This is a genomic window from Dehalococcoidia bacterium (assembly GCA_021295915.1).
Classification (GTDB): Bacteria; Chloroflexota; Dehalococcoidia; order Lucifugimonadales; family UBA1123; genus VXRN01.
Genome location: JAGWBK010000005.1, coordinates 1 through 16,077, shown reverse-complemented (window position 1 = coordinate 16,077; position 16,077 = coordinate 1). Strand labels below are relative to the sequence as shown.

Below are 16,077 nucleotides of genomic sequence, written 5' to 3'. Positions count from 1 at the left end.
TGGGCGGAGTTTAGCATATCGTGTCGTGGATCGCGCCGTCAGGCTTCACGCCGCTATCCGGCCACCAGCAGTATGGCGGCAGAGACGCCGATCCACAGGACCACCGCAGCCGCCAGGGGTATGTCCCTGACGAGCATCTCCTCTGGGTTTTCACCAGAGTCGCGTGTGTGTACGAGGTACATATACCTGAGAAGCCCAAACGCCACGAACGGCAGCGTCAAGAGCATGGCGCGATTGTCGGGCAGGCTCTCTGCAATGAAGGTGTAGAGCGCATAGGTCACAAGCGCTGATGCAGCTACTACGGCGATCATCTGGTCGAGCATCGGCAGAGTGTACCCTTCAAGCGCTTCACGCTGGCGGTGTGCCGACTCCCCCGCGGCGGAGAGCTCGCTTCTTCTTTTGGAGAGAGCGATAAACAGCGCACCAAGTCCGGAGCAGATGTACAGCCACTCGGACATGGGCACCTCGATCACTGCTGCACCTGCAACAACGCGAAGGACGAAGCCGGATGCCACGCAGAACACGTCGATCAGCACGATCCTCTTCAGACGCACCGTATAGGCGTCCTGGACCAGGACGTAGACCAAGCATATCGCCCCGAACAATGGCTCCAGTACGAAGGCCGCACCGAGGCCCACGACAGTCAGAGTCGCCGCTGAGGCTATCGCCACTCCCACTGGGAGCCGGCCAGAAGCAACTGGCCGTAGCCTCTTTCGCGGATGTGCGCGGTCGCGCTCAACATCCAGGCAGTCATTGAGGAGGTAGACGGACGCGCTCAGGCCGATAAAGATGGCAAAAGCTGCGACGGCACGCAGTCCAAGCGACATCGCGCCCGAGACGTCGTCCAGACTCCACGCCTGGTTGGCAGAAAAGAACAGGGGTAGAAATACCAGCAGGTTCTTACTCCACTGGAGCGGGCGTGTCGCCGCGATAAACGCGCGAAGAACGCTTACAAAATCCACCTGCTGCCTGTTGTCCGACAGTCCATTCACAAGTCGATGATATGGTCGATTGTCGAGGGGCGTCAACGTACAGAGTCGAGATGTTAGACGTGGTGCTACGTCGGCAATCCCAGCGTTGACACTCTCAGAAATTCTTCGCTATCATTCGAGTTAGCAGTCTCTTTGCGAGACTGCTAAGAGTGAAATCGGCAAACGACAGAATCTGAGCAATTCAGGAGGTTGAAGCAAGAATGGCGACTGAAACACAGGTTACCTTCAAGCCCCTGGGCAACCGCGTAGTCGTGGAGCCCCAGGAGGGTGAGGAGCAGATGACCGCCGGCGGCATCTACATCCCGGACACAGCCAAGGAGAAGCCCCAGGAGGGCGTCGTCGTGGCGATCGGACCCGGTCGGCTGTCTGACGACGGCTCCCGCGTCCCCATGGAAGTAGAAGTCGGCGACACCGTCATCTACTCGAAGTACGCGGGCACCGAGTACAAAGAGGGCGAGGTCGAGTACCTGGTCCTTCGCGAGGACGACATTCTCTTCAAGAAGTAGCCCCATTTACCTGAGCATTTAAGGAGGTCTGAACCAGAATGGCGAAACAGCTTCAGTTCAGCGAAGAAGCAAGAGCCGCGATGAAGCGCGGTATTGACATTATGGCCGACACTGTCGGCGTAACCCTGGGCCCACGCGGACGAAACGTAGTCCTTGACAAGAAGTTCGGCCCGCCCCAGGTCTGCTCCGACGGCGTCACGATCGCCAAGGAGATCGAGCTCGAGGACCCATTCGAGAACATGGGCGCACAGCTCCTCAAAGAAGCCGCAAGCAAGACCAACGACGTGGCGGGCGACGGCACGACCACGGCCACGGTTCTCGCACAGGCGATCATCCACGAGGGATTCAAGAACATCGCCGCCGGGGCCAACCCAATGGCTCTCAAGCGCGGCATCGAGCGCAGCGTTGTTGCCATGCGCGACGCCATCGGGGACATGTCCACCCCTGTCGAGGGACGTACGCAGATCGCGCAGGTCGCGTCACTCTCGGCCCATGACGATGAGATGGGCGAGCTCATCGCCGACGTCATGGAGAAGGTCGGCAAGGACGGAGTCATCACGGTCGAAGAGTCGAAGGGCCTCTCCTACGAGCAGGAGTTCGTAGAGGGAATGCAGATCGACCGCGGCTACATCTCCCCCTACTTCATCACCGACCAGGACCGGATGGAAGCCTCCATCGACGATCCCTACATCCTGATCACCGACAAGAAGATCTCCGCGGTTGCGGACGTGCTTCCCGCCCTTGAGAAGATCCTCCAGGTTGGCAAGAACGTCGTGGTCGTAGCCGAGGACATCGAGGGCGAGGCTCTGGCCACGCTCGTAGTCAACAAGCTGCGCGGCACGCTCAACTGCGTCGCCGTCAAGGCTCCCGGCTTCGGCGACCGCCGCAAGGCAATGCTCGAAGACATGGCCATCCTGACCGGCGGCCAGGTCATCAGCGAGGAAGTCGGACGCAAGCTGGACTCGGTCACAGTTGAAGACCTGGGCCGCGCCCGCCGAATCGTCGCTTCCAAGGAAGAGACCACGTTCGTTGACGGCGCAGGCTCCAGATCAAGGCCCAGGTGGACGAGACCACATCCGACTTCGACCGCGAGAAGCTCCAGGAGCGCCTGGCCAAGCTGTCCGGCGGCGTCGCCATCATCAAGGTTGGCGCAGCGACCGAGGTCGAGCTCAAGGAGAAGAAGAACCGCGTCGAGGACGCACTGTCCGCGACCCGCGCAGCCGTAGAAGAGGGCATCGTTCCTGGTGGAGGACTCGCAGTCCTGCGCGCCAGCACCGCCCTCGAGGGCCTTGGGCTCTCCGGCGACGAGGACACCGGAGCTTCGATCCTGAAGACCGCCCTCCAGCGGCCGATCAAGCTGATCTCCGAGAACACCGGCGTATCCGGTGAGGTAATCCTGGCTGACAGCCTCAAGAGCGAAGGCGACTGGGGCTACGATGCGGAGGATGGCGAGTTCTGCCACCTGCTCGAGAAGGGCATCATGGACCCGGCCAAGGTCACCCGTGCGGCCATCGAGAATGCTGCTTCGGTAGCAGCGATGGTGCTCACGACCGAGTCGCTCATCACCGACGTTCCGGACCCCGCGCCAGCGGGCGCTCCGGCAATGCCGCCGATGGACTACTAGGTCGATCGAACAGTCGAATAAGTAGCTAGTATTAGAGGGCAGGTCGTTTGACCTGCCCTCTCTCTTTTACGTCGACTGTCTCCAGGTAGTTCCAGTATTTGACAGCCCTGACGGCCTCGTTGAATACTCGTGGCTCTTATCCAGAGTGGCGGAGGGACCGGCCCCTTGATGCCCGGCAACCGGTCTGAGCGCTTCGGCGACAGGCAAAGGTGCCAATTCCGGCGAGCGCATGTACGTTCGAGAGATGAGAGTGGTAGACCAACTACCTGTAGGGCTTCTCTCATTCGAGAAGCCTTTTTGTTGTTGAAATAGTGCCGAAGTGAAACGGTGGTGGCGAATTGACAGGGACATTGTCTGAATTCACACCGGTAGAGTGGCGAGGCAATTCGCTCAGCATTCTCGACCAGCGTCAGCTGCCTGCTGTAGAGACTTGGATCGAGACGTCAGACTTCAGGGACGTTGTCGTTGCCATATCCAACATGTCGGTGCGGGGCGCTCCCGCAATCGGGATAGCCGGGGCGTACGCACTGGCCTTGGCTGCCATGGAGCTTTCCCAGACGGCGAACGGCGACTTCACCGACCGGCTGCTCGAAGCGGCACGCGAGATCAGGCTGGCCCGACCAACTGGCGCGAACCTGGGATGGGCTGTCGACAGGCTCCTGTCGGCGTCGGCCTCGGCGCAGTCGACGGAAGAGGTCGTGTCCGATCTCGTCGAAGAGGCCACGCGGATCCATCGCGAGGACGTGGAGAGCAACCTGGCAATCGGTCGAATCGGAGCAAAGCTCATGCCGTGGGGCAGCAACGTGCTCACCCACTGCAATACGGGGGCCCTCGCAACCGGAGGCTATGGTACGGCGCTCGGAGTCATCCGGAGCGCCTGGTCCGACGGCAGGCTCGACCATGTATACGCAAGCGAGACGAGGCCGCTGCTACAGGGCGCGCGACTGACCGCGTGGGAGCTTCGTCGCGAGGGAATCGACGCAAGCTTGGTGGCCGACTCGGCAACCGGACTCCTGATGCGGCGCGGCATGGTGCAGAGCGTCGTGGTTGGTGCAGATCGGATTGCCCTCAACGGCGACGTTGCCAACAAGATCGGCACTTACAACCTCGCGGTTCTCGCCAAGGAGAACGGGATTCCATTCTACGTAGCGGCGCCAACTTCCACGTTCGACCCCGGAACTTCTACCGGTGACGAGATCGTCATCGAGGAGAGGGACGAAGGCGAAGTACTCGGTTACGCCGGTTCGCAGGTCGCACCTGAAGGAATCTCAGGATTCAATCCCGCTTTCGACGTGACACCTAACAGGTACATAACCGGAATCGTCAGTGAGGCAGGCGTGGGCCGTCCGCCGTACAGGCGAAGCATTCCGGCGCTTTTGGATGAGTCCAATGCCTGAACCCACGCTCGGCTTTATAGGTGGCTCAGGTCTCTACGACATGGAGGGCCTCTCGAGCAGGCGTGAGATCGAGATTGAGACTCCTTTCGGTGAACCAAGTGACTCGATCATCACGGGCGAGCTTGACGGCGTCGAAGTCGCATTCCTGCCCCGCCATGGCCGTGGGCACCGAATCTCACCAAGCGAGCTGCCGGTGATGGCCAACATCTACGCTATGAAACAGATAGGCGTGCAGCGCCTTGTTTCCATCAGCGCTGTTGGGAGCCTGAAGGAGGAGTTAAAGCCTCTCGACCTAGTCGTACCGGACCAGATCATCGACCGGACCCGTGAGCGTCCGTCCACGTTCTTCGGTGACGGACTGGTGGCTCATGTAGGGTTCGCCGACCCCTTCTGCCCTGCCCTGCGCCAGCAGGCAGTCGAGGCCGCCGTGGGAAACACGGATGTTCATGACGGTGGGACGTACATCGTGATAGAGGGTCCTCAATTCTCGACAAGGGCCGAGTCTGAAATGCACCGCTCATGGGGAGCAAGCGTCATAGGGATGACGGCACTTCCAGAGGCCAAGCTGGCCCGGGAAGCAGAGATGTGCTACGCCACGCTCGCGTTCGTCACCGACTACGACGTGTGGCACGAGGCTGAAGAGGACGTGTCAGTCGAACTCGTCGTCCAGAACCTGATGCAGAACGTACAGACCGCCCAGACCATCGTGAGGCGAATGGCGTCGACGGTAAGCGAAACGACCTCGTGCGGTTGCGACAGGGCACTCGAAAACGCAATAATCACAAGTCGAGATTTGATACCGCCTACGACCAGAATGAAACTCGGTCTGCTGGTGGACAAGTACCTTGACTAGCAGAAGTTGAAACACTACCCAACCGTCATTCCGGCGAAGGCCGGAATCCAGGAGAGGGGAAAGGGAAGGTGGGCATATGCCCAGGCAGATACCGGGAGAGCCATACACCAGGATAACGACCGATGAGGCAGCAGAGCTTCATGGTACAGAGGACAACGTGTTCGTAGATGTCCGCCGGATGGACGAGTACGTCGACGGCCACGTCACGGACGCGATCTTCATCACCGTGGACGATCTATTGGGTCGAATCGACGAGCTGCCGCAGGACAAGAACCTGCTGTTCATTTGCGCCGCAGGCGTGAGGAGTGGCCTTGCCTGCGAGATGGCAGCGGCGATGGGTTACGACACAGACAAGCTGTACAACATAGAGGACGGCACCCCCCCTTGGATCGAGAAGAACTATCCCACCAGCTACGGGCTGGACAAGTAAGTTGTCCCTCCTGGTAGTGGGATCGGTCGCGTACGACTCGGTCCAGACTCCCGCCGGCAGCCGCGAAAGGGCGCTGGGGGGCTCGGCAGTGTACTTCTCCCTAGCAGCCAGTTATCTGACTAACGTGAGTCTGGTCGGCGTAGTTGGTGAGGACTTTGACGACGGTGACGTTGAGCTTCTAGAGGCACACGATGTCGATCTGTCCGGTCTTGAGAGGGTGAAAGGCAGGACATTCCACTGGTCCGGCGTTTACTCAACTGAGGACGTAAACCAGAGGGATACTCTTGATACCCAGCTAAACGTGTTTGCTGAGTTCAGCCCATACCTCAGTGAGGCCCACAGGGCCGCTGATATCGTTTTCCTGGCAAACATCGATCCCGTTCTTCAACTTGACGTGCTGGAACAACTGGACGCCAGTCCCAAGTTCGCAGCCCTTGACTCGATGGACTTCTGGATAGACGGAAGTCGCGACGACCTGGAGCGGGTTGTCTCAAGGGTCGATCTGCTGTTTCTTGACGAGGGAGAGGCGAGGGCCCTGTCAGGTGAGTTCAACCTCGTAAGGGCGGCGAAGAAGATCCAGGAGCAGGGCCCGCGTTCCGTCGTAGTCAAGCGAGGCGAGCACGGAGTTCTGATGGTAGACGGTGAGGACGTCTTCAGCGCCCCCGCATACCCGCTAGCGCGCGTCGTCGATCCTACGGGGGCTGGAGACTCGTTTGCAGGCGGGTTCATGGGCACGCTCGCCGCCACCGGAGATACAACCAATAGAGGCCTGCGCCGGGCCGCAGTGGTCGGTTCGGTCATGGGCTCGTTTACAGTCCAAGACTTCAGCACAGAGAAGCTGGAGTCGCTAACGACTTCCGACATACAGCACCGCTTCGAGCAGTTCCAGGGCCTGACCTCATTTGACGGCTTCGAAGACTGGTCTGAATTTGAACAACTTACGAAGCTGGAAGCCAACAGAGGCCCAGCTTGATTTACAGGAGGACATTGTGACCGCATCCAGTACACAGCAGGGCCACATCCTGGACAGTTCGCTGGCGTCAGCGGGCGTGCGCAGGATCGAGTGGGCCGCCAGGGAGATGCCGGTCGTCCGGCAGATCAGGGAGCGCTTCGGTGAAGAGAAGCCGCTGAACGGTCTGCGAGTGTCAGCCTGCCTACACGTGACAACCGAGACTGCCAACCTGATGCTGACGCTGAAAGACGGTGGCGCCGACGTAGCCCTGTGCGCGAGCAATCCGCTGAGCACACAGGATGACGTCGCGGCTGCGCTGGTCGCCGAGTATGGCATCCCGACCTTTGCCATCAAGGGCGAAGACAGGGACACTTACTACGGCCACATCCAGTCGGCGCTGGACCACGGGCCGAATATCACGATGGACGACGGCGCCGACCTGGTAGCAGTCCTGCACACCGCCAGGACCGACAAGCTGGGCGACGTAGTCGGGGGTACCGAGGAGACGACGACCGGCGTGATCCGCCTAAACAGCCTGGCAGCGGCAGGCGACCTCAAGTACCCGGTCATCGCGATAAACGACGCCGACACCAAGCACTTCTTCGACAACAGGTACGGCACAGGTCAGAGCACACTGGACGGGATTACCCGGGCAACGAACGTACTCTGGGCGGGCAAGAATGTCGTCATTTGCGGATACGGCTGGTGCGGTCGTGGCGTCGCACTCCGAGCTCGCGGCATGGGCGCACACACGATAGTTACCGAGGTCAACCCGATTCGCGCACTTGAAGCGGCCATGGACGGGCACCAGGTTTTGCCGATGTCGAAAGCTGCTGAAGTTGGCGACATCTTCATCACGCTAACCGGCGGTATGAGCGCAGTCGGACGATCACACCTGGCCGTCATGAAAGACGGAGCAATGTTCGCCAACAGCGGGCACTTCGACGTCGAGATCGACATAGAGGCCCTGGAGGACATGTCCGACGGGAAGCAGACTATACGACCCTTCGTAGAGGAATACCTGATGGGTGACGGGCGAAAGCTCTACCTGCTCGGAGAAGGCAGGCTCATAAACCTCGCTGCGGCCGAGGGACACCCGTCGGCAGTGATGGACATGAGCTTTGCGAATCAGGCCCTGTCTCTCGAATACCTCGCCCAGACTTCTCACACTCTTTCGCCAGAGGTGCACGACGTACCACGGGACATCGACGAAGAGGTCGGCAGACTCAAGCTGCAGTCAATGGGAATAGAGATCGACTCGCTCACAGCAGAGCAGGAGCACTACCTGTCGAGCTGGGACATTGGGACATAGACCAGTCCAGTGACATCGACATCCCGCACAGCTCTCACCACTCATCCAACCCGGTACCAGGGAAAGCGCTCGCAAGTGGCCCCCAATGATCGGGAATCGGATCAGTCGAAGGGCAGCAACTATCCGAATTGCTTCGGCTGTGGCGCAAACAACCATTCTGGGCTGCGCCTCAGGCTGAAGTTGGAAGGAGACCAACTGACCACTGAGTTCATTCCTGAGCGCCAGCACGAAGGCTGGCCGGGGATAGTCCACGGCGGAGTTATCGCTGCGATCCTCTACGAGGTCATGGAAAACTGGGCGTACCTAAACGGCATCACATCGATGATGAGAAGCATGGACACGGAACTGAAGGCCCCCGCCAGGATAGGCGAGCCTATCAGAGCGGTGTCCTGGCTCAACGATCGGGACGGACGCGAGCTTTCGGTGGCCGGACGTCTGTCAGTGGTCAATAGAACAATTGCGGAGGGAACGGCATCGCTCGTTGAACTCTCCCCTCAGCAGCGACGAAGACTTGGAATTGAATCCGAACCTCGAGCTGAGACAGCAGGAGGAATTTGATGGCAAACAGCTTCATGGAAAGTCCGTCGTACCTTTTCACGTCGGAATCGGTTACGGAAGGGCACCCGGACAAGCTATGCGACCAGATATCCGATGCGGTCCTGGACGCCATACTCTCGGACGATCCCCAGGGGCGTGTAGCGTGCGAGACTTGCACCACGACGGGACTTGTACTCGTGATGGGTGAGATTTCGACATCGACCTATGTGGACATCCCGACCATTGTCAGGCACACGATCCGTGACGCCGGATACCAGGACTCAACCTTCGGGTTCGACTTCCAGTCATGCGGGATCGCGGTCGCGGTGCACGAGCAGTCATCGGACATCTCCCACGGTGTCACGCACTCGCTCGAGACGCGGAACGAACTTCCAGACGAATACCAGGACGTCGAGACCCTCGGAGCAGGTGACCAGGGCATGATGGTTGGCTACGCGTGCAACGACACGCCCGAGCTTATGCCTATGCCAATAGCCCTGTCTCACCGACTTTGCCAGCGAATGGCGGAAGTCCGCAGGGAGGGCACTCTTCCTTACCTCAGGCCGGATGGGAAGTCCCAGGTGACCGTCGAGTACGAATACGGAGTGCCAAAGCGTATACACACGGTTGTACTTAGCGCTCAGCACAACCCGGAAGTCAGCCAGTCGGTAATCGAGCGAGACCTCATCGAGGCGGTCGGCAAGAACGTAATTCCCGGCGACCTGCTCGACCGCAACACGCGGTGGGTTGTGAACCCGTCCGGACGATTTGTGACCGGTGGCCCGGTTGGAGACTCGGGATTGACGGGCAGGAAGATACTCGTCGACACCTATGGAGGCATGGCCCGCCACGGTGGCGGAGCGTTCTCTGGCAAGGACCCGACCAAGGTCGACCGGTCAGCAGCATACGCGGCTCGCTATGTGGCGAAGAACGTGGTTGCTGCGGGGCTCGCCGACCGCGCCGAGATCCAGGTCTCCTACGCAATCGGCGTCGCGCATCCAATCTCGGTTTCGGCTGAGACATTCGGTACGAACAAGGTCCCCGACAGTAAGATCAACGAGCTTATCGACAAGCACTTCGACCTGCGGCCAGGTGCGATCATTCGCGACCTCGACCTGCGCAGGCCGATCTATACCAAGACTGCCGCTTACGGTCACTTCGGAAGGCCGGAAGAGGACTTCCCCTGGGAGAGAACGGATAGGGCCAACGTCCTGAGGCGGGAGGCTTTCATGAAGAACGCGGGAGACGCCGCGTCCTAGACAGCAGCGGCGGAGGTCTGGATGGCAAGCATACGGTTCGGTACGGACGGCTGGCGGGCGATCATCGCCGAGGACTTCACGTTCGAAAACGTCCGCATCTGCGCGCAGGGGACTGCTGATTACGTTAACGCCGCCGGAGTTGCCCCAAGGGGCTTTGTGATCGGGTATGACACCCGATTCGGCTCCGGGCAGTTTGCAGAGGCTGTCGCCGAGGTGATGACGGCGAACGGAGTGCCCACCTACCTGTGCGACCGTGCTGCTCCCACGCCGGTCGTCAGCCACTCCCTGGTGTCGCTGACCGCAGGGGCAGGTGCGGTTATCACCGCGAGTCACAACCCGGGCGAGTGGAACGGCTTCAAGTTCAAGCCCGACTACGGCGGAAGCGCGTCCAACGAGATAGTGGCCGAACTCGAACGCTACATCGGGAACGCAGAACGCACAGGCAGCGTCCGCAGGATGGATATTCGAGAGGCTGAAATGCGCGGGCTGCTCGAGCGTTTCGACCCCAGGCCTGACTACCTGAACCACGTGGCACAGTTCGTCGACGTCGAGGGGATTCGGAACGCCGGGCTGAACGTGGCGGTGGACTCGATGCATGGCGCAGGCGCGGGCTACTTCAGCGACCTGATCTCTGGGGGGAGCACTCGCGTCGTCGAGGTACGGTCCGAGGTCAATCCCTCTTTCCCCGGCATGGCCCAGCCCGAGCCAATCGCACCCAACCTGGGACCACTTGTTGATGCGGTCGAAGACACCACCGCCGACATTGGGCTGGCCACAGACGGCGACGCGGACAGGCTTGGCGTCATCGACGACGACGGCCAGTTCATGACCACGACCGAGACGTTCAGTCTGCTGTGCATGCACCTGCTCGAGGTGCTGCAGCAGTCGGGGCCGCTGGTGAAGTCGATCACCATGAGCAGCATGATCGACAAGCTGGCTGAATCTCACGACGTCGAAGTTATCGAGACGCCGGTTGGCTTCAAGTATCTCGGGCCCCAGATGATGGCTGTGAATGCGCTTGCCGCCGGCGAAGAGAGCGGCGGTTACGCATTCAGGGGCAACATACCGGAGCGAGACGGCATACTGAGCGGCCTGCTGATGCTCGACATGGTGGTCAAGACCGGGGAGAACCCTGCCGACCTGAGAGGCCAGTTATTCGAGCGGGTGGGCACTCACGTCTACGAGCGCTGGGACGTCGAGTTCGACCCACGCCTGCGGGAGGGCATCATGCAGAGGGTCACCACCTCGCGCCCCTTCGACCTGGGAGGTATGTCCGTCGTGGGGATCGACAACCGTGACGGCATAAAGATACTCCTCGAGGACGGCTACTGGGCACTAATCAGGTTCTCGGGCACTGAACCTTTGCTGCGGATCTACGCCGAAGGGCCGTCTACTGGTGACGTAGCCGCAATGCTTGGCGAGGCGAGGGCGCTGACAGGAATCTAGCCTCCCCGGCAGGCAGGGCAAATCCCACGGCATTCGACTCGGGTTCTAGCTGGAACGTCCGGGACGATACGGCTGTATAATCGGGCTATGTCCCCGGAGGCCAGCTTAAAGCTGGACACGTAAAGGATAAGCCCGATGACCACTTCCGAATTCCCTAACCTGCCTGATCGTAAGCCACTACTGATCCTGATGGACGGCCACGCGCTCGTTCACAGAGCCTGGCACGCTATCCGTGAACCCCTAAACGTTCGGGCGACCGGGGAGGACGTGCGCGCAATCTTTGGATTCCTCAACATCTTTCTGAAGACACTGAACGACCGGAACCCCACGCACATCGCGATCGCCTTTGACGTGTCAGCCCCGACTTTCAGGCACGAGCAGTACGAGGAGTACAAGGCGCACCGGCCCCCTACTCCACCGGAACTCCGACCGCAGTTCGACCGCGTGAGAGAACTCATGAGGGCATTCCGGGTGCCCATCTTCGAAATGGCCGGATACGAGGCAGACGACGTCCTGGGGACGCTGTGCAGACAGGCAGAAGAGAAGGACATCGAGACAATTGTCCTCACCGGAGATACAGACACATTCCAGTTAGTCTCTCCCCACGTGAGCATTCTGCTCAGTCATGCGGTCGGACAGAGGACTCTGTACGACGTCGCAGGGGTGGAGGAGCGGTATGACGGTCTCGGACCGGAGTTGGTCGCCGAGATCAAGGCGCTGGAGGGAGATTCGTCGGACAACATACCGGGAGTTCCCCGCGTTGGACGAAAGCGGGCGATTGGGCTGCTGCGGGACTACGGCAGCATCGACGGCATCTACGAACACCTCGACGAGGTGAAGCCGCCCAGTGTAAAGAAGAGTCTCTCCGAAAACCGCGACGTTGCAGACAGGGCGAAGTTCCTGACCACGATCAAACGAGATGTAGACGTGGACCTCGATCTCGATCTCGCCCGCTTCGGAGACTTCGAACGAACGGATGTAGTGGACCTACTGACGTCGCTGGAGTTCTACAGCATGGTGTCCAGGATTCCAGCGTCCGATAACGACGCAGAGGGCGAGCAGGGTTCCTTCTATCTCCAGCCTGAAGCGCCGCCTGTCGACTACACGATTGTGGACACGGCAGAGAAGCTCGATGAGCTTCTGGGTCAGATCAATACGTCCGAAGGTTTCTCGTTCGACACGGAGACAACCTCACAGGACCCCATGGTCGCCAGGCTCGTAGGTCTCTCGTTCTCCACTGAGCCAAGAACAGGCTGGTACGTTCCGGTCGGACACCAGGAAGGCACTCAATTGCCCATCGACGATGTCCTTGGGAGGATGCGACCTATCTTCACCAACCCAGAAGTCCCGAAGACGGCCCACAACGCCAACTACGACATGATGGTACTGGAGAACCACGGCATCAAGGTGGTGGGCCTCGCTTTCGACACCATGCTCGCTGCACATGCGGCAGGGCGTTCGTCGGTCGGGCTCAAGAACCTCGCGCTGGACATGCTCGGCGAGGAGATGACGCCGATCACCGATCTGATCGGACGCGGACGCAACCAGAAGACGATGGACCAGGTCGACATCGCAAGCGCAGCAGATTACGCAGCCGCTGACGCCGACTTCACTGAACGTCTCAGGCGTGACCTTGAGGGGGAAGTCGAACAGAAGCAGATTGGCGAGCTACTGGATCGATACGAGCTGCCACTGATACCCGTGCTCGTCAGGATGCAGCGCGATGGTGTGGCAGTGGATGTAGACCTGCTGAATGAGATGTCAGTCGAACTCACTTCGGACCTGGACGAGATCCGTCAGACGATGTACGAGACTGTCGGTCACGAGTTCAACCTGAATTCTTCCCAGCAGCTCGGCGGCGTCCTGTTCGACGAACTGAGGCTGCCGCCAACCCGCAAGACCAAGACGGGATACTCGACGGATGCCTCGTCTCTGGAGGGACTGAAGGCGCAACTGGATACGGGAGCGCTGGACAGCGTTGATCCCAGCGCTTACGCCGTGCTGGACGACATTCTGCACTTCAGGCAGCTATCGAAGATCAAGTCCACGTACGTCGATGCACTGCCCGGTCTGGTAAACCCGGACACAGGCAGAATCCACACCAAGTACAACCAGACGGGGTCAGCCACAGGTCGGGTGTCTTCGAACGATCCGAACGTGCAGAACATTCCTGTACGTACAGAGCTTGGGCGCCGCGTCAGAAAGGCCTTCGTCGCACAGGACGCGCCTGAGTGGACGCTGCTAGCCGCCGACTACTCTCAGATAGAGCTGCGCGTGCTTGCACACTTCTCCAAAGACCCTTCCCTGCTTGAGGCCTTTCACCGAGGTGAAGACATACACAGCGCGACCTCTTCACTGGTGTACGACGTTGCCATCGAAGACGTTACCGGAGAGATGCGGCGCATTGCCAAGATTCTCAACTTCGGCGTTCTCTACGGGCTTACCGCCTTCGGGATATCCCGACAGACCGACTTGAATCCACACCAGGGCCAGGAGTTCATCGACGTCTACTTCGAACGCTACCCGGGTATCCGTGGGTACGTAGACGAAACCGTCGAGAGGTGCAAGGGTCTCGGATACGTCGAGACCGCGCTCGGACGACGACGGTACCTGCCAAACATAATTGCTCGCAGCTTCCCCGTGAGGCAGGCCGCCCAGCGCGCAGCGATCAACATGCCAATCCAGGGCACTGCCGCCGACATCATCAAGATCGCCATGATCGAGATTATGGACAGAATGGACGATCTCAACATGAGGTCCAAGATGATCCTCCAGGTACACGACGAGCTAATCTTCGAGGTGCCACGTGAAGAGCTGGACCAGATGTCCGAGATCGTCATGGAGCTCATGCCCTCTTCCATGACCCTGGACGTCCCGCTGGCGGTCGAGTTGAAGAACGGAGATAACTGGGGAGACTTGGAATAGCCCTTGCGTCCGTAATTTATGTGGGTGACACTTATATATAAAGCTTTCTATAGTGAGCTGGTAAACTATTAGAACTCACATAGATTACGGAGGACAGCAATGTTTCCGAGACTTTTATTCCCAGCCGCCTTAGTCCTGGCTCTGGCGATTGCCTTCCAATTGGCCCTCGGGGTCGTCGGAGGTCCACGCCGAGTCCGCGGTGAACCTGACGGTACGAAACGTGACCGGAGGGCAACCCCTTACTCCGCCCATTGCGGTCGTACTAGAGCCCGGCACGTCAATACTTCCTCAGAGCTCAGAGTAGTTCGACGGTCTCGAAGGGCTGGCCGAAGCCGGCCAGCAGGAAGCACTGGCAGCTTCACTGGCAGCTATTTCCGGCGTGAAGGAGGTCGTTTCCTTCGATCCACCTCCGATTCTTCCCGGTGAGGAACATACTGTATCCATCACTGCCGCCGAGCCTGGAGACCGCGTAAGCGTGATCACAATGCTCGCCTGCACCAACGACGCGTTAGCCTTCGGGACAGCGATCATCCCCACGCATGGCGGAACGCCGCTTATGTCCTCTGGTGCAGTCTATGACGCCGGTACCGAGCTCAAGGACGAAGCCGAGGCAGCTGTGCCATGTCTCGGAGGCGAAGGAGTATCCGCCGCTGATGGTGAGGGAGTTGCAGTCCTCCACCAGGGTATCGAGGGAAACGCCAACCTGAGCAGTGACGATCACGGCTGGTACGGCCCTGCTTTCGAGATCTTCGTGACCTCGGCGGGAGTAGATGCGCCAGATGCGGTCGATTTCGGACTCACTCTCGAGAACCTGACGGCCGGTCAGCCGATAACGCCTCCCGTGGTTGTGGTGCATGATCCGAACGTGGACGTATTCGACTACACCGTTCCAACCGAACTCGACGGTATCGACGACCTGTCAGAGAGCGGATCTCAGACCGACCTGTTGGCGACGCTCAGCGTGGTACCGGGAGTGGTACGCGCGTACGGGCTGGACAGTGGCGGCCCGATTCTCCCAGGGGCGTCCTACACTGAGCCGATGCTACACGGCATCGAGGGCGCGAACGTAACTGCCGTCGGCATGTTTGCCTGCACCAACGATGGCTATGTAAGAGCCTCACAGGCTCTGACGGTAATCGGCGGTGACCTGTTCCCGGCGCTACCGGCTACAGCGCTCGTGTTCGATTCCGGCGCTGAATTCAATGAAGAACTGGCTGCGACAGTGCCATGCCTCGGCGGAGGCCCTGCTGCGAATTCCGAGGGACTGAGTGAAGGCATCCGGTCTGCCCATCCCGGCATCTCCGGCGTAGCTGATCTGAGCCAGGAGACCCACGGATGGACCAGCGACACGACCGCGCTGCTGTTCATTCACGGTCCCGTTCTGGAAGAGGCGGAGGCTGCACCAATGCCGACTCCAACTCCAGAACCTGAGATGGCCGAACCGCCTGCTACGGGAGACTTCGCAGCGTCCGGCACGCCGCTCCTCATAGTAGGACTGATTGGAGTGCTGACGGCTCTCGCAGGCTTTGGCACTATCTTCGGCCAGCGCCGCAGCGTGAAGTCTGAGGCACGTATCAAGTAGACCTGAAGACCAAACGTCTGCGGCACACCTCCTGGGGCCGCCCAACTCCTCTTACTTCAGTCCTTCAGGACTGCTGATAGGATGGGGTTGGGCGGTCTTCATTCGACGCAACTCATGCAATACATATGTCACCTATGCCTTGCGAGATTGACCCCGCGTGTCAGCGTACGTATCCTAATATGCAGTGAGCGGGAGTAGCTCAGCGGTAGAGTCCCTGCCTTCCAAGCAGGCTGTCGCCGGTTCGAATCCGGTCTCCCGCTCC

The 16,077-nt window shown here is 59.8% G+C and carries 12 protein-coding genes, 1 tRNA gene, 1 pseudogene and 1 riboswitch; of the genes and pseudogenes, 13 read left to right on the top strand and 1 reads right to left on the bottom strand.

Annotation, left to right across the window (positions count from 1 at the left end):
• Positions 1–53 precede the first annotated feature (53 nt).
• Complete coding sequence (locus J4G14_02600; protein ID MCE2456692.1) at positions 54–962, bottom strand: decaprenyl-phosphate phosphoribosyltransferase; 909 nt, start codon at positions 960–962, stop codon at positions 54–56.
• Positions 963–1,192: 230 nt separating this feature from the next.
• On the opposite strand from J4G14_02600, the gene J4G14_02595 reads away from it, so the two are divergent.
• The 13 genes and pseudogenes from J4G14_02595 to J4G14_02535 all read left to right on the top strand — a co-directional run bounded on the left by J4G14_02595 (position 1,193) and on the right by J4G14_02535 (position 16,075).
• Entirely contained in the window at positions 1,193–1,498 is a 306-nt protein-coding gene (locus J4G14_02595) for a co-chaperone GroES (GenBank protein MCE2456691.1), read from the top strand.
• Between the two features lie 38 nt (positions 1,499–1,536).
• Positions 1,537–3,122 (top strand): annotated as a pseudogene (gene groL / locus J4G14_02590) (chaperonin GroEL).
• 133 nt (positions 3,123–3,255) lie between these two features.
• Positions 3,256–3,373, top strand: a riboswitch (SAM riboswitch).
• Positions 3,374–3,472: 99 nt separating this feature from the next.
• Positions 3,473–4,519, top strand: a complete 1,047-nt coding sequence (mtnA, locus tag J4G14_02585) for an S-methyl-5-thioribose-1-phosphate isomerase (GenBank protein MCE2456690.1) — start codon at positions 3,473–3,475, stop codon at positions 4,517–4,519.
• Entirely contained in the window at positions 4,512–5,372 is an 861-nt protein-coding gene (gene mtnP, locus J4G14_02580; protein MCE2456689.1) for an S-methyl-5'-thioadenosine phosphorylase, read from the top strand. Before mtnA ends, mtnP begins: the two co-directional genes overlap by 8 nt.
• A 76-nt stretch (positions 5,373–5,448) precedes the next feature.
• On the top strand, positions 5,449–5,802 hold the full coding sequence (locus J4G14_02575) for a rhodanese-like domain-containing protein (protein ID MCE2456688.1): 354 nt from the start codon (positions 5,449–5,451) through the stop codon (positions 5,800–5,802).
• Position 5,803: 1 nt separating this feature from the next.
• Positions 5,804–6,775 carry a sugar kinase gene (locus J4G14_02570; GenBank protein MCE2456687.1) on the top strand — a complete coding sequence of 324 codons (972 nt, stop codon included), beginning with the start codon at positions 5,804–5,806 and terminating at the stop codon, positions 6,773–6,775.
• A 16-nt stretch (positions 6,776–6,791) separates the two neighbouring features.
• On the top strand, positions 6,792–8,066 hold the full coding sequence (locus J4G14_02565; protein MCE2456686.1) for an adenosylhomocysteinase: 1,275 nt from the start codon (positions 6,792–6,794) through the stop codon (positions 8,064–8,066).
• A gap of 180 nt (positions 8,067–8,246) precedes the next feature.
• Entirely contained in the window at positions 8,247–8,624 is a 378-nt protein-coding gene (locus J4G14_02560; GenBank protein ID MCE2456685.1) for a hypothetical protein, read from the top strand.
• Positions 8,624–9,862 (top strand): methionine adenosyltransferase, encoded by a 1,239-nt coding sequence (metK, locus tag J4G14_02555; GenBank protein ID MCE2456684.1) that lies wholly within the window; start codon positions 8,624–8,626, stop codon positions 9,860–9,862. The genes J4G14_02560 and metK overlap by 1 nt, the downstream gene beginning before the upstream one ends.
• A 21-nt stretch (positions 9,863–9,883) precedes the next feature.
• Positions 9,884–11,308 (top strand): phosphoglucomutase/phosphomannomutase family protein, encoded by a 1,425-nt coding sequence (locus J4G14_02550; GenBank protein MCE2456683.1) that lies wholly within the window; start codon positions 9,884–9,886, stop codon positions 11,306–11,308.
• A gap of 135 nt (positions 11,309–11,443) precedes the next feature.
• Complete coding sequence (polA, locus tag J4G14_02545) at positions 11,444–14,233, top strand: DNA polymerase I (GenBank protein MCE2456682.1); 2,790 nt, start codon at positions 11,444–11,446, stop codon at positions 14,231–14,233.
• A 475-nt stretch (positions 14,234–14,708) separates the two neighbouring features.
• The gene (locus J4G14_02540) at positions 14,709–15,815 is read left to right on the top strand and encodes a spondin domain-containing protein (GenBank protein MCE2456681.1); all 1,107 of its coding nucleotides are present in this window, start codon (positions 14,709–14,711) and stop codon (positions 15,813–15,815) included.
• 188 nt (positions 15,816–16,003) lie between these two features.
• A tRNA-Gly gene (locus J4G14_02535) sits at positions 16,004–16,075 on the top strand.
• Positions 16,076–16,077: the final 2 nt, after the last annotated feature.